At 47.6% G+C, this 23,823-nt stretch carries 27 protein-coding genes and 3 tRNA genes; 13 read left to right on the forward strand and 17 right to left on the reverse strand.

The window, feature by feature from the left end:
• Positions 1 to 13: 13 nt before the first annotated feature.
• Complete coding sequence (gyrA, locus tag KGI06_00265; protein ID MDE1870661.1) at positions 14 to 2,443, reverse strand: DNA gyrase subunit A; 2,430 nt, start codon at positions 2,441 to 2,443, stop codon at positions 14 to 16.
• 3 nt (positions 2,444 to 2,446) lie between these two features.
• The gene (locus tag KGI06_00270; protein ID MDE1870662.1) at positions 2,447 to 4,357 is read right to left on the reverse strand and encodes a DNA gyrase subunit B; all 1,911 of its coding nucleotides are present in this window, start codon (positions 4,355 to 4,357) and stop codon (positions 2,447 to 2,449) included.
• Positions 4,358 to 4,509: 152 nt separating this feature from the next.
• Between KGI06_00270 and amrS the strand changes: the two genes are divergently transcribed.
• The 5 genes from amrS to KGI06_00295 all read left to right on the forward strand — a co-directional run bounded on the left by amrS (position 4,510) and on the right by KGI06_00295 (position 8,581).
• Positions 4,510 to 5,565, forward strand: coding sequence for an AmmeMemoRadiSam system radical SAM enzyme (amrS, locus tag KGI06_00275; protein ID MDE1870663.1), 1,056 nt, complete (start codon positions 4,510 to 4,512; stop codon positions 5,563 to 5,565).
• Between the two features lie 12 nt (positions 5,566 to 5,577).
• A complete protein-coding gene (locus tag KGI06_00280) occupies positions 5,578 to 6,903 on the forward strand; it encodes a GTPase (GenBank protein ID MDE1870664.1) in 1,326 nt (441 codons plus the stop codon).
• Positions 6,900 to 7,295, forward strand: coding sequence for a vitamin K epoxide reductase family protein (locus KGI06_00285; GenBank protein ID MDE1870665.1), 396 nt, complete (start codon positions 6,900 to 6,902; stop codon positions 7,293 to 7,295). The genes KGI06_00280 and KGI06_00285 overlap by 4 nt, the downstream gene beginning before the upstream one ends.
• On the forward strand, positions 7,288 to 8,427 hold the full coding sequence (locus KGI06_00290; GenBank protein ID MDE1870666.1) for an HD domain-containing protein: 1,140 nt from the start codon (positions 7,288 to 7,290) through the stop codon (positions 8,425 to 8,427). Before KGI06_00285 ends, KGI06_00290 begins: the two co-directional genes overlap by 8 nt.
• 44 nt (positions 8,428 to 8,471) lie before the next feature.
• A tRNA-Lys gene (locus KGI06_00295) sits at positions 8,472 to 8,581 on the forward strand.
• Between the two features lie 18 nt (positions 8,582 to 8,599).
• Here KGI06_00295 and KGI06_00300 read toward each other — a convergent pair.
• From KGI06_00300 to radA, 5 genes are read right to left on the reverse strand one after another with little or no spacing between them, the layout of a single operon-like run.
• Entirely contained in the window at positions 8,600 to 9,562 is a 963-nt protein-coding gene (locus tag KGI06_00300) for a hypothetical protein (GenBank protein ID MDE1870667.1), read from the reverse strand.
• A 32-nt stretch (positions 9,563 to 9,594) separates the two neighbouring features.
• A complete protein-coding gene (locus KGI06_00305; GenBank protein ID MDE1870668.1) occupies positions 9,595 to 9,891 on the reverse strand; it encodes a hypothetical protein in 297 nt (98 codons plus the stop codon).
• Positions 9,892 to 9,933: 42 nt separating this feature from the next.
• Positions 9,934 to 11,106: a tRNA-intron lyase gene (gene endA, locus KGI06_00310; protein MDE1870669.1), complete on the reverse strand. Its 1,173-nt coding sequence runs from the start codon at positions 11,104 to 11,106 to the stop codon at positions 9,934 to 9,936.
• Positions 11,107 to 11,110: 4 nt separating this feature from the next.
• Positions 11,111 to 11,869, reverse strand: a complete 759-nt coding sequence (gene dph5 / locus KGI06_00315) for a diphthine synthase (GenBank protein ID MDE1870670.1) — start codon at positions 11,867 to 11,869, stop codon at positions 11,111 to 11,113.
• 4 nt (positions 11,870 to 11,873) lie between these two features.
• A complete protein-coding gene (radA, locus tag KGI06_00320) occupies positions 11,874 to 12,833 on the reverse strand; it encodes a DNA repair and recombination protein RadA (protein ID MDE1870671.1) in 960 nt (319 codons plus the stop codon).
• Positions 12,834 to 12,908: 75 nt separating this feature from the next.
• On the opposite strand from radA, the gene KGI06_00325 reads away from it, so the two are divergent.
• From KGI06_00325 to KGI06_00335, 3 genes are all read left to right on the forward strand, one after another.
• Complete coding sequence (locus KGI06_00325) at positions 12,909 to 13,109, forward strand: hypothetical protein (protein ID MDE1870672.1); 201 nt, start codon at positions 12,909 to 12,911, stop codon at positions 13,107 to 13,109.
• 251 nt (positions 13,110 to 13,360) lie between these two features.
• Positions 13,361 to 14,062 carry a DUF92 domain-containing protein gene (locus KGI06_00330; protein ID MDE1870673.1) on the forward strand — a complete coding sequence of 234 codons (702 nt, stop codon included), beginning with the start codon at positions 13,361 to 13,363 and terminating at the stop codon, positions 14,060 to 14,062.
• 5 nt (positions 14,063 to 14,067) lie between these two features.
• Complete coding sequence (locus KGI06_00335; GenBank protein ID MDE1870674.1) at positions 14,068 to 14,919, forward strand: lipoate--protein ligase family protein; 852 nt, start codon at positions 14,068 to 14,070, stop codon at positions 14,917 to 14,919.
• Between the two features lie 7 nt (positions 14,920 to 14,926).
• On the opposite strand, the gene KGI06_00340 is transcribed toward KGI06_00335, so the two are convergent.
• The 9 genes from KGI06_00340 to KGI06_00380 form a co-directional block, all read right to left on the reverse strand.
• Positions 14,927 to 15,241: a hypothetical protein gene (locus KGI06_00340; GenBank protein MDE1870675.1), complete on the reverse strand. Its 315-nt coding sequence runs from the start codon at positions 15,239 to 15,241 to the stop codon at positions 14,927 to 14,929.
• Between the two features lie 48 nt (positions 15,242 to 15,289).
• Positions 15,290 to 16,519 carry a glycosyltransferase gene (locus KGI06_00345; protein ID MDE1870676.1) on the reverse strand — a complete coding sequence of 410 codons (1,230 nt, stop codon included), beginning with the start codon at positions 16,517 to 16,519 and terminating at the stop codon, positions 15,290 to 15,292.
• A 71-nt stretch (positions 16,520 to 16,590) separates the two neighbouring features.
• Positions 16,591 to 16,965, reverse strand: coding sequence for a hypothetical protein (locus tag KGI06_00350; GenBank protein MDE1870677.1), 375 nt, complete (start codon positions 16,963 to 16,965; stop codon positions 16,591 to 16,593).
• 180 nt (positions 16,966 to 17,145) lie between these two features.
• Positions 17,146 to 17,218 (reverse strand) — tRNA-Gly (locus KGI06_00355).
• 65 nt (positions 17,219 to 17,283) lie between these two features.
• Complete coding sequence (locus KGI06_00360) at positions 17,284 to 18,072, reverse strand: PAC2 family protein (protein ID MDE1870678.1); 789 nt, start codon at positions 18,070 to 18,072, stop codon at positions 17,284 to 17,286.
• Position 18,073: 1 nt separating this feature from the next.
• Positions 18,074 to 18,874, reverse strand: coding sequence for a S1 RNA-binding domain-containing protein (locus KGI06_00365; protein MDE1870679.1), 801 nt, complete (start codon positions 18,872 to 18,874; stop codon positions 18,074 to 18,076).
• A 13-nt stretch (positions 18,875 to 18,887) separates the two neighbouring features.
• Positions 18,888 to 19,103 (reverse strand): hypothetical protein, encoded by a 216-nt coding sequence (locus KGI06_00370; protein MDE1870680.1) that lies wholly within the window; start codon positions 19,101 to 19,103, stop codon positions 18,888 to 18,890.
• A 78-nt stretch (positions 19,104 to 19,181) separates the two neighbouring features.
• Entirely contained in the window at positions 19,182 to 19,670 is a 489-nt protein-coding gene (locus KGI06_00375; GenBank protein ID MDE1870681.1) for a hypothetical protein, read from the reverse strand.
• A 131-nt stretch (positions 19,671 to 19,801) separates the two neighbouring features.
• Positions 19,802 to 19,876, reverse strand: a tRNA-Met gene (locus KGI06_00380).
• Between the two features lie 90 nt (positions 19,877 to 19,966).
• On the opposite strand from KGI06_00380, the gene KGI06_00385 reads away from it, so the two are divergent.
• The 5 genes from KGI06_00385 (at position 19,967) to KGI06_00405 (ending at position 23,324) form a co-directional block, all read left to right on the forward strand.
• Positions 19,967 to 20,704 (forward strand): nucleotidyltransferase family protein, encoded by a 738-nt coding sequence (locus tag KGI06_00385; GenBank protein ID MDE1870682.1) that lies wholly within the window; start codon positions 19,967 to 19,969, stop codon positions 20,702 to 20,704.
• Positions 20,705 to 20,796: 92 nt separating this feature from the next.
• Positions 20,797 to 21,330: a 50S ribosomal protein L15e gene (locus KGI06_00390; protein ID MDE1870683.1), complete on the forward strand. Its 534-nt coding sequence runs from the start codon at positions 20,797 to 20,799 to the stop codon at positions 21,328 to 21,330.
• A gap of 222 nt (positions 21,331 to 21,552) precedes the next feature.
• Positions 21,553 to 22,260, forward strand: a complete 708-nt coding sequence (locus tag KGI06_00395) for a hypothetical protein (GenBank protein ID MDE1870684.1) — start codon at positions 21,553 to 21,555, stop codon at positions 22,258 to 22,260.
• A gap of 4 nt (positions 22,261 to 22,264) precedes the next feature.
• Complete coding sequence (locus tag KGI06_00400; GenBank protein ID MDE1870685.1) at positions 22,265 to 22,555, forward strand: CTAG/PCC1 family protein; 291 nt, start codon at positions 22,265 to 22,267, stop codon at positions 22,553 to 22,555.
• Positions 22,533 to 23,324: an HAD-IIB family hydrolase gene (locus KGI06_00405; protein MDE1870686.1), complete on the forward strand. Its 792-nt coding sequence runs from the start codon at positions 22,533 to 22,535 to the stop codon at positions 23,322 to 23,324. Before KGI06_00400 ends, KGI06_00405 begins: the two co-directional genes overlap by 23 nt.
• 2 nt (positions 23,325 to 23,326) lie before the next feature.
• Here KGI06_00405 and KGI06_00410 read toward each other — a convergent pair whose 3' ends face one another.
• Positions 23,327 to 23,794: an 8-oxo-dGTP diphosphatase gene (locus KGI06_00410; GenBank protein ID MDE1870687.1), complete on the reverse strand. Its 468-nt coding sequence runs from the start codon at positions 23,792 to 23,794 to the stop codon at positions 23,327 to 23,329.
• Between the last annotated feature and the right edge of the window lie 29 nt (positions 23,795 to 23,823).

The following is a 23,823-nucleotide window of genomic DNA, read 5'->3' on the forward strand; positions in this document are numbered from 1 at the left end:
TTGTTTTGCGCGGTTACGCAACCTTTTCATCCACGTATTTGGTTATTGTCTGTGCGTCCACTATCGTTGCACCGTCATCAAGCCTCATCAGCCTCACGCCGCTAGCTGCCCTTCCGGTCACCCTTATGTCTTCAACAGGGAACGTTATGGATATGCCCTTTGAGCTGATTAGTATCACGTTGTCGCTGTTGGCGACTTTCAGGGCCTTTACCACGTATCCAGTCTTCTCTTTCGTCTTGAGGTTTATGACGCCCTTGCCGCCCCTCGCCTGCGTCCTGTACCTGTCTAGCTCTGTTACCTTCCCGTACCCCTTTTCCGTTATCGATGCTATCAGGTCGCTGCCGTTGGCTGAAAGGACGTTTACAACCCTGTCCTCGGGATTGAGCCTTATGCCCCTTACGCCATGCGCGATCCTGCTCATCGGCCTTATGCCCTCTTCCCTGAACCTGAGCGCTTTGCCCCTTCTGGTAGCTATGAAAAGCTCAGAATTGCCGTTGGACAGGCATACATCAGAAAGCTCGTCGCCATCTCGGAGAGGCATGGCCATTATGCCGTTCGCCCTCGGCCTGGAGAACTTTTCGGCCCGCACCCTCTTTATCTTGCCCTTTGCCGTTATGAACGTAAGGTAAGATTTCTCGAAGACCCTTGTGTTTATTATGCTGCCTACCTTTTCCCCTTCGCTGAACTTCACAAGGTTTACCGCTGCCTTCCCTATCCCGTATCTTCCCTCTTCCGGGACCATGTAGGCCTTGAGCCAGTACGCCCTTCCCTTGTTTGACAATACAAGGAGATAGTCCTTGAGCATGCAGGATACTATCTGCTTGACGAAGTCGCCCTCCTTCAGCTGTATGGCTATGACGCCCTTGCCGCCCCTTTCCTGGGATCTATAGACCTTTGTTGAAATCCTCTTCATGTAGTTATTGTTGGTGAGGATGATTGTGGCTTCCTCGTCCTTTATGAGATCCTCGTTGTCGAATTCCTTTTCCGGGACGTTCTTGTCTATGTCGGTGCGCCTGTCCCTGCCGTATTTCCCCTTTATGTACGCAGTCTCCTGCTCGATTATATCGTATACCTTTTTATCGTCCTCAAGAATCGCCTTCAGGCTGGATATGCTCGCTGTCAGCTCTCCCCTTTCCGTTTCAAGCGAGCTAGTCTCGAGGTTGGTAAGCTTGCTCAGCTTCATGTCGAGTATGGCGTTTGCCTGCCTCTCGCTTATCATGTATTTTTCCATGAGCGTGGACCTTGCGGACTTCAGGTCCTCGCTGGCCTTGATTGCAGATATCACGCCGTCTATGTCGCGTACCGCGACAAGCAATCCCTCGACTATGTGAAGCCTGTCAGAAGCTATGCTTAGATCGTATTGCGTCCTTTTCGTTATGACGCTTATCCTGTGCTCTATGAATATCTTGATGAACTGCCTCAGGTTCAGGGTCACAAGGTTGTTCCCTATAACTGCTATGTTCATCACAGGCATGGAGGTCTCAAGCTGAGTGTGCCTGTATAGGGTGTTGAGCACGACATCAAGGTCGGCGTCCTGCCTTAGCTCTATGACTATCCTTATACCCTCCTTCCCGCTTTCGTCCCTAAGGTCGGATATGCCGGTTATCCTCTTGGTCTTCACAAGGTTTGCTATAGCCTCGACCATCGAGGCCTTGTTTACGGTGTATGGTATTTCGGTTATTATTATCGCGCTCCTGTTCTTTATCTTCTCTATGCTGTGCTTGCCCCTTATCGTCACCGTCCCCCTCCCGGTTATGTAAGATGATACAAGCGCGTTGTTGTAGAATACAGTGCCGCCGGTAGGGAGGTCCGGCCCCAGAACGTACTGCAGGAGCTCCTCAGAGGTTATTTCGTGGTTCTTGATATAGGCGATTATTGCGTCGCACAGCTCGGAAAGGTTATGTGGCATTATGTTAGTGGCTACCCCTACAGCTATGCCCGAGGCCCCGTTGAGCAGGAGATGGGGAAGCTTCGTAGGCAGAAGTAGCGGCTCCTCCTCCGTATTGTCAAAGTTCGGCACAAATGTAACTGATTTCTTTTCCAGGTCCGCAAGCATCTCGTCGGAGATTTTGCTAAGCCTGACTTCCGTGTACCTTTGCGCGGCAGGCGGGTCCCCGTCAATCGATCCCATGTTCCCCTGCCCTTCCACGAGCATGTGGTTCATGGAGAAGTTCTGCGCCATCCTTACGAGCGTGTCGTATACTGCCATGTCCCCGTGAGGATGGTATTTGCCCATGCATTCGCCGACTATCCTGGCGCTTTTCTTAGTTGGCTGGTCATGGGTGTTGTTGATCTTGTACATCGTGTAGAGTATCCTCCTCTGCGCCGGCTTCAGGCCGTCCCTTGCGTCGGGAAGCGCCCTGCCGACAATTACGCTCATCGCGTAATCGATGTAGCTTGACTGCATCTCTTTCTCAATATCGGAATCTATTACTTCCTCCATGTTTCACACGTCCAAGAACGATACCTCGCTGGAATGCTCCTCGAGGAATTTCCTCCTCTGCTCCACGTCAATCCCCATGAGTATTGAGAATATCGCATCCGCTATCCTCGCGTCCTTTATCGTTATCTTCTTGAGCATCCTGTTTTCCGGGTTCATTGTGGTTTCCCAGAGCTGCTCCGGATTCATCTCTCCGAGACCCTTGTAGCGCTGCACTGACGCCTTGCCATCGTACTGCTGCATCGCCTTGTTGAGCTCGGCGTCGGAATAAAGGTATTTTGATTCCTTGCCCTTTGTAACCCTGTAGAGGGGAGGCTGGGCTATGTATATGTTGCCCTTTTCTATAAGGGGGCGCATGTACCTGTAGAAAAATGTGAGCAGCAATGTCCTTATGTGGCTGCCGTCGACATCCGCATCAGTCAGGAGTATTATCTTGTTGTACCTTAGGTTTTCCGGATTGAACGATTCCCTTATGCCTACCCCAAAGGCGGTTACCATAAGATGAAGTTCCGAATTGTTGAATATTTTTTCTTCAGATGCCTTTTCAACGTTGAGCACCTTTCCCCTTAACGGGAGTATGGCCTGGAAGTGCCTGTCCCTGCCCTGCTTGCTGGAGCCGGCCGCGCTGACGCCCTCGACTATGAATATCTCGGACTTGGAGGGATCGCTTTCCGTGCAGTCGGCGAGCTTGCCGGGCAGTACGGAACCCTCGAACAGGCTCTTCTTCCTTGCCAGCTCCTTGGCCCTCCTTGCTGATTCCCTTGCCTCTGCAGTACTTGTTATCTTCCTTATTATGCTAGCAGCCTCTGCAGGATTCTCCTCCAGATAGGTCGATAGTATGGAATATAAAGTGGTGTCGACCACGCTTTTTACGGTGCTGTTACCTAGCTTTTCCTTTGTCTGCCCTTCGAATTCGGGGTTTTGCATCGATACTGACAAAACCGCTATAAGGCCCTCCCTTGTGTCCTCTCCCTCGATGTTAACCTGCTGCTTTATTTTTTTGCTGCTCTTCTGCAGGTAGTTGGTGATTGCACGTGTAAGTGCAGTCCTGAATCCAATGACGTGCGTTCCCCCTTCCGGAGTCCTTATCTTGTTTACGAACGATAGGAGGTCCTCGGAATAGCTGTTGACGTACTGCATTCCAAGTTCTATGTTTATCGAATCTGCATGCTTGCTCACGATTATCTTGCTTGTAAGCGGCTCCTTGCCATCCCTTATAAACTCGAGGAAATCAGATATCCCTTTTTCTGATGTGTATTCTGATATTTTCTCGTTTGTGGGGTCCCTCTTGTCTATGAGCACTATCCTTATCCCCGGATTTAGATACCCGAGCTCCTTGAGCCTTTCGTTGAGCTCTATCGAGTCGAAGCTCTTAGCAGAGAATATTGTAGTGTCTGGCTTGAACCTTATCGTAGTGCCGGTATCGCTTGTTTCGCCCATCACCTCTAGCGGCTTTGATACCGCGCCCTTGCTGAATGTCTCCCTGTACATTTTCCCGTTTCTTTTCACAGTAACTTCGGTGAACTCCGACAGCGAGTTCACGACAGTGAGCCCGACCCCGTGCAGTCCTCCGGAGACCTTGTATATTTTGTTGTTGAACTTTGCGCCTGTGTGAAGGGAGGTCATTATTACCTCAAGCGCAGACTTCCCCTCTTTTTCCATAATGTCAACAGGTATTCCCCTGCCGTTGTCGCTTATTTCTGCAACGTCCACATCCTGGTCCCGCGTGAGCACTATTTTTATCTCCTTTGCATAGCCTGCCTGCGCCTCGTCCACCGCGTTGTCCACTATCTCGTAGAGCAGGTGAAGGTAGCCCTTGCTGCTCGTTGAGCCTATGTACATTGCGGGCCTTTTCCGCACGCCCTCGGTGCCCGAAAGCGCCACTATATCCTTTGCGCTATACTCGTTAGTTTCCATGCTGCTACCACTGGATTTAGAAGTCATTTAATACTCTATTTTTTATCTTTAAAACCCTTTCTATAATGATAGCAAAAAACGGGAAATGGCTACCTTGCACAACAGGCGAAAAGAAATAAATATATCAAAATCCAAATACCATTAGGGTTGAAATGGATAGCGTGGCGAGGCTGTGGAAAGGGTCAGGAAACGGGAAGGTTGAGTGTACGGCTTGCGCTAGGAGATGCAGGATCCCGGAAGGATCCAATGGCTTCTGTTTCGTGAGGCAAAACCACAACGGAAAGCTACGTCTAGTGAATTACGGGAAGCTGGAGGCGATACAGATAGACCCGATAGAGAAGAAGCCATTCAACCATTTCATGCCGGGAAGTTATGTCCTTGGTGTAGGGACTTCCTCGTGCAATTGGGGGTGCCTTTTCTGCCAGAACCACAACATATCCAAGGAAAGGGAGATAAACGGGAGGGATGTCACGCCGGAGGAGGTTGTGGGGCTTGCGCTTGAAAACAACGCGCAGTGCATTGCGTTTACGTACAACGAGCCGACAATCTTCATTGAATACGCGATAGACGTAGCGGGGTTGGCACATATGAGGGGGCTTTACAACCTTTTCGTCACAAACGGCTACATGACTGAGGAGGCGGTGGAGCTGATGAAGGGCAACATAGACGCCGCAGTGATAAACCTCAAGGGCAATGGGGAGCAGAAATTCTCGAACAAGTATGAGGTGGTGATGTCGAACAAGCCGGTAAAGGAATCGCTTGTAAGGCTGAAGGATTCCGGGATACATGTGGAGATCACAGACTTGATAATACCTGGCGTCGGGGATTCGCTGAAGGCGTGCGACGAGCTGACAGGATGGATAGCGGATAATCTGGGAACTGATACGCCATTGCAGTTCACGCGTTTCCACCCGGATTACAAAATGCTGGATTCGTCGGTTACTCCGTATCAGACGCTTGAGAAGCACTACGATGTGGCAAAGCGCAACGGCCTCGATTACGTTTACATAGGCAACGTCCCAGGAAATCCCCACGAGAGCACCTATTGCCCGTCCTGCAATTCCGAGGTCATAAAAAGATATGGGCATTACATAACAGGATACGGGATTGATTCAGGCGGCAAATGCAAAAACTGCAGCTTCAGGATACCTGTTTTCGGCAGGCCACCGAAAGTATTTAGATATGAAAGTGTGAAAGCACTATATTAGGCGGCGTTTCCTATGGACAGGAAAAAGGTAATAATACTCGGTGCTGCAGGTAGGGATTTCCACAATTTTAACGTCCTTTTCAGGAAGGATGATTCCTACGAAGTCGTTGCGTTCACCGCAAACCAGATACCATACATATCCGACAGGATTTATCCCAAGGAGCTCAGCGGCAAGTTATATCCCAAGGGCATAAAGATATACGACGAATCGGAGCTCTCCACTTTGATAAAGAAATCCGGTGCGGACATCTGCATAATGTCCTACAGCGACCTGCCGTACGTCGATGTTATGAGGAAGGCCAGCATGGTAAATGCCTGTGGCGCGGATTTCTGGCTTGTTGCGCCTGAAAGGACGATGATAAAATCCTCAAGGCCAGTAGTTGCCGTATGTGCTGTAAGGACTGGCAGCGGAAAAAGCCAGACGTCAAGGTATGTCGCAAAGATCCTCAGGGACATGGGGGTTAAGACCGTCATAATCAGGCATCCGATGCCATACGGGATCCTCAAGGACCAGATAGTGGAGAGATTCAGCACGATAAAGGACCTGGAGAAATACAAGACAACCATAGAGGAGAGGGAGGACTACGAGCCACACATAAGGAACAGGTTCGTGGTCTATGCAGGGGTAGACTACGGGGAGATACTGCACAAGGCCGAGGATGAATCGGATATAATAATATGGGACGGCGGGAACAACGATGCCCCTTTCATAAAGCCGGACCTCTTCATCACAGTAGCAGATCCCCTGAGGGCAGGAAACGAGCTCACGTATTATCCGGGGGAAACGGTAGCCAGGATGGCTGACATTATCATAATAAACAAGGTAAACTCCGCCACCCCGGAGGAGCTGTCGCTGCTTGAGAAGGACATTAGGCAGATAAACGGCTCGGCAAAGGTGATATATGCCGATTCCGTGGTGATGCCGGACAATCCCGAACTCATAAAGGGGAAAAGGGTGCTTGTTGTGGAAGACGGACCGACGATAACCCACGGGGGAATGAGGCTTGGCGCGGGAATGGTTGCAGCGAAGGACTTTGGGGCAAGCGAATTAGTAAGGGCCAAGGACTACGCAGTGGGGGAGATAAAGGCAACCTTTAAGAAGTACCCGAACCTTGGGGTTGAGCTTCCAGCGATGGGCTACAGCATAAAGCAGATAAGGGACCTTGAATCGACCATAAACAACGCCGATTGCGACGTTGTGATTTCGGCCACGCCCACAAACCTCAGAAACATAATAAACATAAATAAGCCGATAGTGCAGGTCAATTACGAACTGGCGCCTAGGGGAAAGGAGTTCGACTCAATTATAAGAAAATTTGCAGAAGGTGAAAGGGGATGAGGAAAAAAATAATACTTGCGGTGCTTTTGATATTGGGAATTGCTGACGCATCCTACCTGACGGTTGTGCATTTCCTGCCCCGCGCGCTGGAATGCCCTTCGATAGGGACAACAGTAAATTGCGAGGACGTATTGGGAAGCGTATATTCAACTGTGTTCGGTATCCCGCTCGCGGCTATCGGGCTTGTATGGTTCGTCGCTTCGCTCATTTTCCTTCTCCTGGGTTACAACAGGATAATAAAGAACATATGGATGCTTTTCGGGATTGGCGGAATCATATATTCTGCCACGACGCAGAGCATATTGGGGAAGATATGCATTTACTGCACAACGCTTGACGTGCTGATATTGCTCAGCGTCTACATGTTTCTTATGGTGAAGGACCTTGAATGATTACAAGATTGAGGTAAGGGATCCTATACATGGAAACATACTTTTGGACGAGACTGAATCAAGGATAATAGACACCCCTGAAATGCAGCGGCTGCGGTACATAAAGCAGCTCGACATGTCATACCTTATATTTCCAGGAGCTAATCACACAAGATTCGAGCATTCGCTAGGCGCCATGCAGGTAACCAAGGAGCTGGTTTCCAGGACCTACGGTGATGACGAAAAGGAATTCCCGTATGTCGGGCTCCTTCATGACATAGGGCACGGGCCTTTTTCGCACCTCTCGGAGCATTTCATAAAGGAGATTGCAGGGAGGAACCATGAGCAGATAGGGGAGGATATTATAAGGAATTCGGAGATAAAGGACATAATATCGGATTCTGGGATGTCCTTCAAGAAGATAATGAGCTATTTCAATGAAGCTGACAGGATAGACATTGTCGGGGGGATACTGGGCTCTGACAGGATAGATTACCTTATGAGGGATTCATATTATACGGGAGTTGCATACGGGATCATAGATTACGACAGGATAAAGAGCAGGATAGTTCTTTCGGGCGACAGGATTGCGATCCTTGAAAGCGGCATATCCGGAGCTGAATCCATACAGATCGCAAGGTACTTCATGCATTCCAATGTTTACACACACCATGCCAAGCTGATTGCTTCGAGGATGCTTCATCGCGCTATAGCCTCTGCCATTGAAAACAGGGTATTTGACGTAGGCAGGCTGGAGCGCATGTATGATGACGAGTTGATTGGCAGGTTGCTTAATTCCGGGATTGAAGAGACTGCAAGAATGGCAAGAAGAGTCATGGAGAGGCAGCTTTTCAAGAGGGCATATTACGGAAAGCTGCACAGGGACATTCATGCTGGCGAGATAGAGGATGCGATAGAAAAGGCGGGATATGGAAAAAGCAGTTTCATAGTGCACATAGTGAGCCTTGGCGGAGGGAGCGATGACATAAATGTCGTGGATTCCGATGGTAATCATGTGGGCAGGCTTACGGAGCTTTCCCCGCTTATGCAGACGCTGTCGGGAATGCTTTCCGGCTCAAGAAGGCTGATGGTGGCATGCGATGAAAAGGATGTCAACAGCATAAGCGGCATCGTGAAAAGGGCTTTGGGCTAGCTGGTTAGTATTATATTAATCTTTCTCCATTAAATATCTGTTGTGGGTCCATAGCTCAGCCTGGTCAGAGCGGCTGGCTCTTAACCAGTAGGTCGGGGGTCCAAAGTAAAATTTTGGCTAGTGCTGAATTTTAGAGGAAATCCCCCTGGACCCGTAATGTTCCAATCCTTTTTCAAGGATACCTTTTTCTCAATTCAACCAGTTTATCCATAAGGCCGTCCATCATGGGGGTAAACTTCAGCTTGTACTTTTTCAGGTATTCGATATCCCTGAATGCAAGCTTTCTGCCGTGGTGGCGCATTATGCCTGCCTCAAATATCGACAGGTAAAGCGTCTCTGTTTCTTTCTCGCTAAGTTGCTTGTCCATAACCAATTTCAGGGCAAGCTTCCCATATTCAGGAATATCTTCCTTAATGAGATTTTCGATGCCTTTTTTGTCTGCAGGATCGGAGAATATTATAAGGTAATTCTCGAAGCTCTTCAAAGAGCCTACGCCCCACGGGTTGTTTATTCCTATTCTTTTGTAGCTTTCGAGCAGCTTTTCCCTTATTGATCCTGTAGGCCTTATATTTATGGTGTCCATAATGGATTTTGCGTTTTCGAGGTTTCTCTTGGACGGCTTATCCTTTAGGAACAATGTGGATTCGTATATCTTGTTTGCGGTTTCCTGGCTTATCCTTGCCCCTACAATGCTTGTGTATTTTTTCAATGAAGATACAAGATGCCCGTACGGCACATCCGTTATCAATTTGACGATGCGGTCGTTTTGGCTTTTGGATATGTTTATGCCCGCGATTTCCCCCATCAGCTTTATCCTGTCCATCTCGACGTTGCTTATGTAGCCGCTTTTTTTGGCGAACTCCGACATCCTGTTGATTATGGCGTCGTAACCAGCGGCTACAACATCCTTTTCCTTGCCCCAATCAAGCTTTACGCCTGTATTTTTAATGTAGAGCTGCGCGTTCCCTGGTTGGCCCCCGAAAATGAAATAGCGTATGTATTCCTTGACGGTCCATGTTGAGGAAGGGCCGGACTTCCTTAGCAGATTACCCGCGTTTTCGAGCTCTCCTCGCTCCAGCTTTGCGATGAGATCGTCATTGAGCAGCTCTTTCGGAGCAGATTTTTCCTTTTGCATGGGCAATCACAGATATGCAAAAATAGGCTTGATCATGCTGGCTGCCTTTCTCCAGGGTCCTTCCTCCTAAGCTCCTTAAGCTTCCTTTTCCCCGCAGATATTGCTATGGGTACTGCAGGAGCTATCGCTGCGATATAAAATGCACCAACGTGATGGCTTTCCAGATTATATATTGATTTGTCGGCATATGCAAATGCGCTTAGAAATAGGATGTTTTCCATGCTTACTATCGTTCCCCTTATTACCCCGTATCCCAGCGAAAAGCGTTGCTTCTTCGAATCTGTCATTGTTGCATGGGCTTCTGGATTATCCTTTGAAACTGAAACCATAATATCACTATTAAGCGCTTTGCCTTGTCCAGATATTTATACCTATGGCTGCATCCAGTCTATCTCGTAATACTCGTAGTCGCTGCCCTGCAGCTCTATCCTCTTGACCCTGTAGTATGTTACCGATGATTCCCTGTCGGCTATTGCTATTATGAGCTCCTGCCTGTTTGACTTCGCCTCGTTTATTATCGCTGATAGTTCTGCCCCGCCTATGTACTCCTCCTCGCTTAGGGAAAGCATCCCGAATCTCGGCTTGGTTTTTTCCGGGGTTTCTATCTCGTTGCCCCGCCTGTGGTATAGCGCGAAGTCTATCGCCAATGTCTTTCTCCTGCTTTTTCCAGGTATTGCGAGTATGAAGGTCTTCCTTACCGAGTGCGCCACCCTTATCACCCTTGCCCATTCCGATATCAGGAGCTTCGTATCCCTGGGGAACACGTGTATGACGTGCATCGAATGTATCCACGATGAATCGGTCTTTACAGGCTGTGCCCCTGGAAAATACACCCTGAAATGCGTACCGAACTTGAATCCGGTCTTTATCACGTAGCCCTTGGACCTCCAGTCTGCATATACGGAATACAGCTTTTGGAAGTCCGATCTCCTTTTTTCTGCGATCTTTATTATTTCCCTTTTGGTGAAATTGGATACGCCCAGTATTCCGAGGTTTATCAGGAAAAGTGTTTCGTATATGTCGAGCTTGTTAAGCCTGCCGTGCTCCTTCACCTTATAGGTCCCGTGCTGCCCGAACCAGTGCTCGTTGTAAATGCTTCTTCCCTTTTCCTCGTCATCAACAACGGTTATCATGTCTTCTATGAAGAAAACCCCTTTTATTGCACGTGCCTTGACCCTCAGCTGCTGCGCGTGGTATTTTTTAATTTGCATGTTAGCCTTCCCAGCGACAGGTTCGTATTTTTCAGGACCCTTTATTATAAGTCCGCGGTCCCTCCAGTCCTTGTAGGTGAAATATCTGGCCATGAACTTCTTGCCCGTGCTGAATTTCGAGGCGACGTCGTTGAACGAAAGCTCTGTCTCGCCATCGGGGGTCGTGCACCTCGCATTCCTCACGTCCATGAGGTACAATGCCTCTTCGGGAAGCATGACAAGTTTTCTTCCCTCTACTGTTCCGAAGAAGCTCCCAGTAAGTATGTCCTTAGTAGACTGGTCCACAGCGTATGTGCTCTTTTGCGTTGAATCAAAATGTATTAGCAGTGACATCCTATCATTCCGTTGCCCTTGCTGACAAAGCCTCCTTTTCTATATCCTTTAGCTCTGCAGGTATTATTATTACGTTGACACCACCGTAGTCAAGCGATTCCGCCTCTTTTATGCTAGTAAGCACCACTTTGGCATCATCCTGAAGCATGTTGTGGAGTATGATTATCCTTGTAGCGGGGTTTATCACCCCTTTCTTGTAATGCGCCTCGGATTTCTCGATTATTGAAACTGCTTCCCTTATGCTTATCGTGCTTTTGCTTTTTGAATCGTAGTCCAGAAGCAGCATCGTGTGCTCGCCGTTATTAAGGTTGGTTGCTATCTTTTCGTAAAATGATACAGGGGAATAATGCTCGCTCCACCGCGGTATTGTGCATGTGCTTCCGAACCTGTAGAAATCCAGCCCGCTCTCTCCTATCGCAGTAGTCATTATAGAGTTTGCGTGGACGGCAACAGTTTTGACATTGTGTTTTTTTGCCTCTATGTAGAGTATCTTGTGCGTTGTGGCTATCAGCGGATCCCCTCCGACCAGTATCGCTATGTCCTTCACCGAAGCCATGCTTACAAGCTCTGCCGCGCTGTCCTCCATGTCCTCCCTTGAGAGCTCGGTTATCCGCTTGCCGGTTGCGCTGGTTATGTAGTCCTTTGTGCTTTCGCCAACCGCGCTCGTGAATGTATCGATGTAGAGCTCGCAGTTCCTGCATACATCAATGGCTCCTGCGGTTATGTCCTTTTCCGAAAGGCCGAGTCCCACTAAAAAGAGCATGAAATCAGTCTTTTATCCCTGTAGGGGTTATCTTTATCACGCATTCCCCCTCAGGCATGTTTGGCGAATCCACAAGCCTTGCAATCCTCTTGTCCTCCTTGCTCTTCTTCATGTAGAGCCTTGTTGTGGCTGCATGTGCAAGAACGTTTCCGCCTATCGGCGTAGTGGGGTCCCCGAATAGTATCCCGGGATTGTCCATCACCTGGTTGGTTATGTATACTGCAAGGTTGTACTTGTCCGCAAGCGTCTGGAGCCTGTGTATGTGCTGATTCAGCTTTTGCTGGCGTTCCCCCAGTGCGCCCCTACCTATGAATTCGGACCTGAACAGCGCCGTAAGCGAGTCAACAACTATGAGCTTTATGCCCTTTTCCAGTATCAGCTTGTCGGCCCTCTCGACGGTGAGCACCTGCTGCTCGGTTGTGGTGGCGCGGACGACCATTATCCTCTCCAGGGATGATTCTGGATCCATGCCTGCGGCCTCTGCTATCGACTCTATCCTCTCCGGCCTGAACGTCCCTTCAGTGTCTATGAACAGGACAGACCCGTCAACCCCTCCTTTGTCCTTGGGAAGAAGCGCATTAACGCATAGCTGGAAGCCGATCTGGGTCTTCCCGCTCGCGAACCTGCCGTAAGCCTCTGTTATCGCGCACGTTTCCACGCCGCCGCCTATGAGCTCGTTGAGGCCCTTTGAGCCTGTCGATATCTTGCCGATTTCTTTCCTTTTCTTGTATACCGCGCTGCCGGTCTCATAGCTTATGGATGTCGATTCCTTCGCGGTTTGGATTGCCTTCTTTGCAGCATCAACGCTTATCCCAGCAAGCTCGTTTAGCTCATGGGGTGAAAGGGTTGCGATCTTGTCAAGCGAGTCTATCCCGGAAGACCTAAGCTTTTCCGCGGTTGTTGGACCGATGCCAGGCAAGTCCTCTAGCTCCTTTATTGATTTTTCCTTAGCCATCAAAATCAGTCATTTAGATTATGAATGAATAGGTATTTAAGTTTTGCAATATATGGTATCAAGGCAGCAAAATAAGGCGTTTGAATGACCACCGCAAGGAAAAGGCCAATGGGCAAGAGCGATGCAATACTGGCAACGGCGCTGAGAAGATGGGAGCAGCCGGAGGTCAAGGCGGCATTCAGGAGGGAGTTCCATAAATGGGAGTTGAGGCTTAAGCCGCATGTGGATGCCATTCGGCGCTCCGAGACCGTAACGGAAGAGGACCTCATGGCAAGGGTGCACTAGAAATGCGCAGCTGCAGGGGTTGTTATCTTTATACATATGGCTGTGCTGTAGTTTATAATAAGGGCAAGCCAAGATATACTGAATGGGGAGAAATCAATTACAAAGAAGGAGTGCCAGCATGGATTACCACGCTGGCAAGACGACCAGTTTTTCACGACCTTCCTACAGTAGAGAACCCGTAATAATGTAAGGAAATATGGGTTTAAAAACCTTCCTAAATAGCGGAATATTTTCATTTAAATGGAATATACATGGAGTTTTTGACTCTTGATATGTGGGGAGTGGTCCTTGCGATAGTTTTCGGAGTGCTTATGCTGGTACTCGGCTCTGGACTTGGAGCGTTCTTCCTGCTATCAATGATAGTTTTCCTTCTCCTTTCGGCCATAGTCACTTATACAGGGATAAAGTACAAGAGAATGCTAAAGATAGGCCAGGAGCCGCGCGGCATAAGGAACGTAATGGCCAATGGCGTGCCTCCCATCATCATGGTTGTACTTTTCTATGCCTTTGATGTTACAGGGAACGGCCAACTTGCGTTGCTTGCCGTGATAGGCTTCCTCGCAAGCGTTGCCGCGATAACAACCGACAAGTTCAGCAGCGAGATAGGGGTATTGAACGGCACGCCATATTCCATATTCTCAATGAAGAGGGTAAAAAAGGGCACTTCCGGAGGTATAACGGTTCTTGGCTCGCTCGCAGGGCTTTTTGCGGCCTTCCTGGTGTCTCTGCTTGTTTTCTTCGCAGTAAGGCAGCTTTATGTGCTGAACGGCTACCACTCTTTCGGGCTGTGGAAGGCCATTGCATTGATAACGGTATCGGGGTTCATTGGAGGGCTCGTTGATTCCGTGCTGGGCCATTACGAGGAGAAGGGCATAGGCAACAAGTTTACCTCCAACTTCGCCTGCGGGATCGTTGCAGGCTTTGTGGCAATGGCATTATTTGCGGTGCTGTGATTGGAATGCAGAAAAGCAAGGATTTGAATGGCGCAAGGGGCGTGTTTGGCAACCGCGAGGTGGTGTACTTTGGCTACGACACCCTCAGCGCGGCAAGGAACATGGCCATAGACCACGCACTGCTACTTCGTGCAGGAAGGCAGGAGAGGTTCTTCCTGCGCTTCTATGAGTTCGAGCGCCCGGCAGTCATACTTGCGGCCCATGACCACCATAGCGTAATAAACAGCAGCAATAACGGCTTTGAGGTGTCAAGGCGCATGACTGGAGGCAGGCCGGTATATGTTGACAGGAGCAATTTCGAGTACAGCATTGCAGGGCCCCTGAAGGAGGGGGAGGCGCTGTGGACCAGCCCGACTACAAGCATACACGGTAATCTGGGGCCGCTGCTTGCAGATGCAATAGAGAGCACGCTAAACAACAGGCATGAGATAACCCTTGGCAGAAGCTCCAGCCTGAGGATCTCGGGAAAGCCAATAGCAGGGCATGGGCAGTACATAAGAAGGGGGCATTCATTCCTTTACCATGGGGTTGTGGCCGTTGACAGATGGGACACCAGAAATATAAGAAATGCGTTGAATGTGACAGAAGAAGACTTGAAGACCCTGGAAACGCTTCCCAACATAAAGGACTTGCTGGGTAACGGGAAGAACAGGGAGATGCTCAAGGAGGAACTCGCCAATAACATCCTTGCAAGGATACCGGAAAAAAACCTCAGCAGGATTTCCAGCCAGGAAAGAGATGACATAATGGAATATGCGCATAGGCTTGAGCTCATGAAGTACAGCAACAGCGATTGGGTATACAGGAACGACGGCCTGCTGAGGAAGGACATGAAATTCTGCATAATAAGCCAGTAATGCCTTTTCAGCTTGGAGTGGCCGGCGAGCCGCTTTGTTGGGCTGGTTTTCTGAGCATGTGCCTCACCATTTTCGTCGTCTGGAGTGCCAGCTCGGCCTCTTCTAATCTACCCTTTTTCATGGCTTTTGAAACAATATTCGAGCCTATTCCGTTGAGGGCCTTTTCATCTGCCAAATCCGTAATTCCTGATTGGCTCAACTGCCTCAATTTCATGAATGCCCCGTTGGCGTTCCCCCTGCTTATCTCCTCGCCTATCCAGCTCCTGAAGAGCCAGTCGCTCCTACTAGTGCCGGGCCTATAAGACTTCTGTTTCTTCGTCATGCATACCCCCTGATTATATTGCAATGCAATTCTTTTTAAATTTGTAGGTCATCTTGTTAGCCAGTCGTCCTGCTTCCATACTGTTGCAAGGGCATAGATGGATGCCAGGAACATTATCAATGAGGTTATCCCCCCGAGCGCCATGGTCTTAAGCCTTGATTTTGTTATGAACTTAAGCAGCGTCAACAGAAACACAATCGTGCCTATGGTGCTGACGATCATTGCTATCCCCATATAAGTGGCGACGCCGCTGCCCATCAGTTTCGTGTTGAGGAACATTAGGTTGCCGATGCTCCCTATGCCGCTCCCTATGATGTTGGATGCACCGTATTCCATCATTATCTGTATCCTTATTATCCCTGTTACCAAGATCGTTACTGGGAGCAGGTATATGTAGAACATCTCGAAAGAGTAGAGCGCCCCGTTTTTAAAGAATGCACCATCGGCTATGTCCTTGAGGAAGTATATGTATCCCCCGCGTGCCCACCTCACCATCTGCTTGAATAGAGAGCCGAATGTCCTTGGGGCATCAGTTACAACGTTAACCCCGTAATCTATCACAGCCTTGTATCCAAGCTTTCGCATGTGGTTGGTGATGTGCATATCCTCGGCTATTATGCATTTCCTTCCGAGTACCTTGCTTTCAAGGAATTCTTCCGAAGCCATGAAGCCTTTTACCGCGGATGTCCTCAGCAGGCAGCACCTGCCGCCGACCACGAATATGTATCCGGAAGATGCCATTGCCTTGAAGATGACATCCTTGGCCCGCTGGAAAAACTCTGCAGAATAGGAAACCCAGCCATCCGGCTTTATCGATATCCTCGTGCCAACCCCGCCTATCCCGTCGTCCATCTTTGAAAGCATGCTTTTTAGGGCATTAGGGGGTATTATGGTGTCGCTGTCCACGAGCAGCACGTATTTAGTATCTACGTGCTTCATGGCTGCGGCATGGGCTGCCCTCTGCCCGGAATGTTTTTTCAGGAAGATGAAGCTGCCGCCGTTGCCGGTTGTTATCTTACGATAGGGCTCGTTGGAGGAATCTCCAACTACGATGAATTTCGAGCCTTGAAGTTTTATTGCTTCGATGCACTGCTTAAAAGTTTCAGGATCCTCCTCGTATACCGGCACTATAACAGTGGCATCGGAAACATCCGCATCTGTAGATGGGGCCCTTATTTCTTCGCTGTAGCTCAATGCCATATATGAGTTGATGGAGTAGTAAAGGAACGATGCGAGTGCTATCACGAGCGTGACCACGGCAAAATAATACCCGAGCATTAGATCCTCGTCTTGTGCTTAAAGTATTGCGGCTTAGTTAATTAAATCTTTCTGGACCGAGCATCAGGTATTCAGCGCACATTGTTTTTTGCAAGCACTTCCATATTTTTAACGCTGGTTTGCAACGATAACGTCTCGAAGCCGTAGTCCGGCTTGTGGTGCGCCTGCATTACCCTCAGCTGCTCCTTGTCCGATATGTACAGTATAGCTTCGGAAAGCGCGGCAATGTCCCCTTTTAGCAATCCGTACGGGTATTTGCTCTGCGTGGCACCCAGTACCATGCATTGCGTATTTTCCACTTTGCTTATCCCATACCTGACGGACATGTTGCGCGTTTTGAATACGCCCGAGCCTTCATCAGGCTTGTTGCTCTTTTTATGGATTACGTACTTGTCCCCAAATACATATACAGTTTCCTTTGTCTTGCTTTTGTATACCTTCTCCATGCACCCACCATTCTCACCCAATTCAGTAATATTTTCCGTGTATTGTATTTAGGCTTTTCTGTTTTGATTCGGTTTCGCGACTTCATTATGGCCAGTCATGCCATTTACTGCAGCGTTTTATTATGTCATTAGCGGAAGTGAGGCGCGTGGGAGCTGATTCTTTAGGAAAAAATCCGTTTATGCGGGCACCGGGATTTGAACCCGGGTTGCAGCCTTGGGAAGGCCGCGTCCTACCAGGCTAGACTATACCCGCAATTTAAATAGTATTATAGGAAGCAGGTTTTGCGGCACTGTGCATAGTTCCCGCATAGAACATGGTCACCTTATGTATGATGGCCTACCTTCACTCTCGCTGCCCCTTTCCATAGGATACTGCTGTACGTTTCCGACCTGCTTCTCGAGCTCGGTTATGGCCTTGGCAGTCCTTTCTATTATCTTGTCGAGCTCGGAAGTGTTGACCTTCAGATTGAGTTTCTTTGACAGCTGTATGATTACGGCCTTGGCCGCACTTGCGTCCACATTGAGAAGGCTGGTTTCCCCCATGAGGCATATAGCATCAGTCTTTGTCATCTTCGCGAATGCGATTATCATTCCTGCGGATCCCCATATCATGCCCTTTGACTTCCCAAAGACCACGTCGGTATCCTTGAATTGTCCTATCACTTTTTTATCCGTTGCGTTGCCGAATACCCTTGGATTTATCCCCATCCCGCTGCCTATGTTGTATCCCCCTATGGTGTATATGAACCTGCCGCCGAGCCGCTCCTTGAAAAACTCGACTATCTTGGAGTTTACCTCATACTGCCCTTCAGGAGTAACGGCCTGCGCATCCCCCGTAAGTATTACTATGTCGCTTTCTGACTGCTTCTTCGCCTTTATTAGGTAGAACCTGTTGTTCACCAGCCTTATTCCGCCGTTTTTAAGCATGACTACCTGGTGCGGAAAATGTGGCGAGTACAGCGTTGCGAATTTTTTTGCGCCGAACTCCCTTCTCAGGTGCTCGGCTACGAGCTTGCCCACGTTGCCTATGCCCGGAAGCCCGACTACAAGCACTGGCCTGTTCGGCTTGATTCCTTTTTTCATCTTTATTATGGTCTTGTCCAGCATGTCAGGCACTTATGGTAGATAGTATATCCTCGTTAGCCTTCTTTAGCTTTTCTTTTTCCATTTCGAATACCCCGTTCAGCAGCTTGCTTTTTATGAGCTCTTCTACCTTCTTTATCTTTTCTTCTGCTGTAGAATAGTTGTCACCCTCGGCCATGAGCCTGTATTTCGGGGCGCCTATGTATTTCACGCTCACATCCATACCTTTCACCAGCCCCATTATGCCCTTGAGCTCTGTCGCCCCCGAAAGCGTGTTGAACGTGTATATCGTAGCTATATATGACACAAGGTACTTTTTTTGCTTTTTGTTTGATTCGAGCACTTTCAGTACCGATTCCTTGAGCTTTTTTGGCAGTTTTGACTGGTTGAACTCCTTTGTGTTGTCTGTCGCGTTCTGGACCAGATTGGTATAAGTCCCGAATTCTGAAATGGCTGTTTTTATCAGTTCGTCCTTGTTTTGGACCTCCTTTGCCACCTTTATTGCTTGCATGAAAAGCGTCGACAATCTGCGCTCAAGATTATACGACCTTATCTTTTCCTTTGAATGTCCGGGTGAGACCCTTTTCAGGGATATGTCTATGGTGCCTTTTTCCCTGTCGTAAAATGTAACGGTGCATACTAGCTTCTGGCCTTCGTGTATGTGCTCCCTTATATTCTTGATCCATCCGGATGATATCTCCCTTATTGGCAGGAATACCTCTAGGTCGTTGTACTCCGGAAGCCTGCAATAAGCCCCGAACTTGCTTATCTTAGTTACGTTGGCTATTACAAGCTCCCCAACCTTAGGGATATTTTGATGATCCAGAGAATCACGGCTGCTATTGCAGCTTTATTTCTATTTTCTTCTTCGTCCTCGAACCGAATGTCCTGTCTACCTTGTATTTGCACACCTTGCACTCGAGAAGCACCTTCTGCCGCTTCCCTAGCTTTTTGGGATGTATCTTTGGCTCTACACTTCCAACATAACCCCTTATGGCCCTGTTGTGCCTCCTTGTGGCCTTGCTTAAGGTGCGCTGCGGCCCTTTAGATGGCATTCTTATGGTATGAAGAGTATGCTTGTTGCATTTGGGGCAGTATGTGTTTATTGTTTTGGTTATCTTCGTATAATCCACCTAGATTTTCTCACATATTGTATTTTCTATTAAATATTTTATATCCTGCTCGTTTTCGGTGTTTACGATCTGGTCCTTTGCGAGGGGGCCTATCTTGTTTCCTGATGGTAATATTATTTCCGGTATGTCCTTGATTGATTTGAGTTCGGATACGATGTGCTTCTCTTGTATCGTAAAATCAAGCCTTTCCGATTTTACTGTTTGCAGCAGCCTGTTATAGAATTCTGTTTCGTTACTACTTATAGGTTGCGGTAATTGTTTGTTATAGGCAACATAAATAAGTATTTTTTGTTTGCGCTTCTCGAAGAAGTCATTCAGAAGTTTAATTGAAATTTCCTTCGTGTAGGTGCTGCCGGAATCATAGTTTATGTCATTTATGAATTTTATGGAATCTTCGTAGAATGTTTTCGGCACCAATAACAACTGGTTGGTCTGTTTTTCTTTCTGGAATGCCTGCCAAAGATAATCATATGTTACGTTGTCACTCATCATAGCACCTACACACCACAATTCCACTATTCGTGGTGTTTTATATATTATATGATATTTATTAAAAGAACATTAAAATTTTATTATACCCAAAACCGGAAAGAAATATTACCGGAAGTGTAAGGTCATAATAGCGAGGAATGGATTTGAACCATTGATCTCCGGGTTATGAGCCCGGCGGGCACTCCAGACTACCCTACCTCGCTAACATATAATATAAGAAACAACCCTTATTTAGGTTTTCCTATACAACAATTAACAAATAACACAAAACATCAAAAAACCAAAGTGAGTTTATGATAAAAACAGCCATAATCATAGCAGGCGGGGAAAGCACCAGGCTAAAGCCGCTAACCGACGAAAAGCCGAAGACAATGATACCTGTCAACGGCAAACCCATACTCTATTGGATAATAAAATGGCTGAAGCACCACAAGATAAGACATATCGTCCTCGGCGTCGGGTACAAAAAGGAAAAAATATACGAATTCATGGAAGAAAACCGCAACTTCAAAATGGAAGTTGATTTCAGCGAAGACAAAATAAGCGGTGGTGGAACAGCACATGCCTTCAGATGCGCAATCGGGGATTATATACATGAGGGCAATTTCATAGGCATGAACTCAGACGAGCTCACCAACATGAACCTTTCAAGGCTCATCAAGAAGCATGAGAGGTACAAGCCACTGGTTACAATGGCGCTTTCTCCATTCTACTGCAGATTCAGTGTAGTTAAGCTGCAGAAGGGGCTGAAGATAACTGATTTTGAATATGGTGAAAAATTATGGTCCGTGCCTGTTAGTATGGGCGTTTACGCCTTGAATAGGGGGATACTCGAATCGCTTCCCGAAAAAGGGTCGATAGAGGACAGCCTTTTCACACATCTTGCAACGAATAAGGGCAAAATAATAGGGGACATGTTAAACCGCAACGAAACCTGGGTCAGCGTCAACACACAGAAAGACATAAAAGAAGCTGATGCGTTCATAAAGTCGCTTTACCTGGAAAAGGCAACAAAAACACGCAAAAAATAAGATACCATTATAAATTTGTAAGTACTAATGATGAAAATACTATTTGTTCAGGGTTGACGCAAATGAGCATGTATAAGCAGTTAAAGCAAACAATGGAATCCGAATATAAGAACAGGTCAGACGAATACAAGACGCGCATAATAAAATGGAATGCAGAGTCTTCGATAACGCGCGTGGATAAGCCGACCAACATCGCTAGAGCAAGGGAGCTAGGTTACAAGGCAAAGGAGGGTGTCATAATAGTGAGGGTGAAGCTTAAGGGCGGATCTAAAAAGAGAAAGCACGCGGCAGGTGGAAGAAAGCCATCAAAAAGCGGAAGGTATTTCACCAAATCCAAGTCGCTCCAGGCAATAGCAGAGGAGCGCGCGGCAAGGAAGTTCACTAATTTTGAGCCACTCAATTCATATTTCGTAGGGGCCGCAGGCTCAAGGAGGTTCTACGAGGTTATACTGCTCAACAAAGGCGACAGAACAATAATTTCCGACCCGCAATACAGGAACGTTGCAAGGCAAAACGGGAGGGCATACAGGGGCCTGACATCCTCAGGGAAGAGGCACAGGGGGATAATAAGGAAGCGTTTCGGATCGCACAAGTTGAGGCCTAGCCAGAACAGGTTCAAGATTTGATGCTCAAAATCCCAAATATAACTTGCAAAACTGGTAAAAAGAATAACATATATATACCTTGAATGCGTAATATTATCTATTCGTTTTGAAGCACTAAAATGCCCAGGTGTCGTCAACATGAAATCCAACAAACCCAAAAACCCTAAAAATAAAACTAAAAAAAATATTTCAAAATCTACTAGCAAAAAGTCAAGGCCTTCCAGAGAATCAAAGCGCAAGAGCTTGATAAAAACCCATGCTAGCAAGAAAGAAAAGCAACCAAACAAAAAGTCCAGTCTGGCCAAGCAGCAGCCAAAATCAAAAGACGCCAAGTTTTCAGGCAAGTCACCATTGCAAAAGAAAGTCAACAATAATGATGTTTCTGGCAGGAAGAGGGCAAACGTAAGCATACCCAAGCCTGACGAGGTAAAGGTGGCTCTTGACACGCTACTGTCCAATGAGCATGCGATAGAGTACTTGAGGAAAAACGTAAGCAAGATGGCGGTTGACGTAATAGGAATGCTTGTTACCCCTAAGACTGACGAGTATCTTGCCGAAGAGCTGGGGACCAAGATTAATGCCATAAGGCGCATTCTCAACATAATGCAGGGCTATGGAATAACCAACTACTACATATCGAAGAACACTAAGGGTTGGCTCTCCTTCGCGTGGTACATAAACACAAGCAAGCTTCCCCCATTTCTGGAGTATGTCGAGGGCATGGAAAGGGAAAAGTCCATAGTCAACGACACGTGCAACGACTACTTTGTATGTGAGGAATGCTACAAAAGCGACAGGTTCGTATTCACATTTGATTCCGCCTTCGAGAACAGCTTCAAGTGCAACAACTGCGGAAACAACCTGAACAGGATGGACAGGATCGAGGCAGAACTCCTTGTAAACAACAGCAGGAAAAACCAGATGCAACCCACAAACGTTCGCCCAGCCTGATAAAATGCCAAGAGAAGCAGTCAATCCTCTCAAACTTGATCTTGTCATACGTAAAACCGACGAAGTCAACTACTCAAAAATACTTGGGGATAACAAAAGGCACAGGAGAAGCGCGATAAGCATACGCGAGAATGGGAAAATGCTCATCATAGAAATAAAAGCCAGCGACCTCACCGCGTTAAGGGCCTCGGCCAACTCCATACTCAGGAACCTCCAGGTAATAAACGCGACAAGGCTGGGATATCCAAGAAAAGGGAAAGTGGTAAGTGCAAATGGCAACAGGAAACACCCGTAAAATCAAATTGATCGTTGCGGATCTCGATGGCACGATATCAATAAGCAAGCAGCACATAGACAAGGAAATGTCAAATCTGCTCGGCGAACTGCTCAAATACAAGGACTTTGCACTGATATCTGGCGGATCATACAACCAGTTCCGCAACCAGTTTCTTGACGGGCTGAAAATAGGGGAAGATGCAAGCAGGCTTTCCAGGCTCTACCTTTTCCCAACGTGCGCAACATCCATGTACGTAACAAGAAATGGCTCGTGGAAAAAATTATACGGGGAAAAATTACCTACTAATGTAAAGAAAGAAATATACTCTGCATTGGACAAAGCGCTTGCCGAATGCAATTTCAAAAAACCAGGAACGATTTACGGCGAGCTTGTGGAAGACAGGGAAACGCAGGTCACATTCTCTGCTTTGGGTCAGCTCGCTCCTATAGAGCTTAAGCAAGAATGGGATCCGCAAAGGCTGAAGCGCAAGCGGATACTGAAGCATCTCGCCAAGCACCTGCCGAAAGGATACGTGGCGAAAATCGGCGGCACCACATCCATAGACGTAACTAAGAAGGGCATTGACAAGGCATACGGGATACGTAAGATAATGGAGAAGCTAGGCTATGGGAGAAGCGAAATACTGTTCATAGGCGACATGCTTCAAAAAGGGGGAAACGACTACCCTGTTAAGGCAACAAGGGTAAGATGCATGGAAGTAAAGAATCCTGAAGAAACAAAAACAATAATCAGGGCAATCATATCAGAGTCTGCCGGCCAGAAATAACCTCAATTGCCGTCAATTAGATCTACTGAATGTTTCACTACTACTTTGTTTTCTTTATCGTAATAAAAATCAGCGTCGAACCTGTCGCCCTTCAGCATGTATTCAATCCAGTATATGTCATCATCCCACATGTCATTTAACGGAAGGCTCCCAACATCGAACCACTTCAATTCCCCCTCATCTGTCTGCTTCAATTCGCCACTGAAGCTTTTCGTGGAAAACAGGTGAACGGAAAAGCTCAGCTCTTCTTTGCCATCCATGTGAAAATTCAGTTTCCCGTGCTTGAACAAGCCGTCAACAACCAAACCTGTTTCTTCGAATACCTCACGCGTTGCGCAATGCTCGACTGTTTCCCCATCGTCTATCTTGCCGCCGAGGCCATTCCACTTGTCCTTGCTTACTCCTCTCGTTGCTTTTTTCAGGAGAAGCATCTTTCCATTAAAAATATGACAGAGTGTAAAATCCCCCACAGAATTACCAAAGGTAAAGATATTATATT

It is taken from the genome of Candidatus Micrarchaeota archaeon (assembly GCA_028866575.1).
Lineage (GTDB): Archaea > Micrarchaeota > Micrarchaeia > Micrarchaeales > Micrarchaeaceae > UBA12276.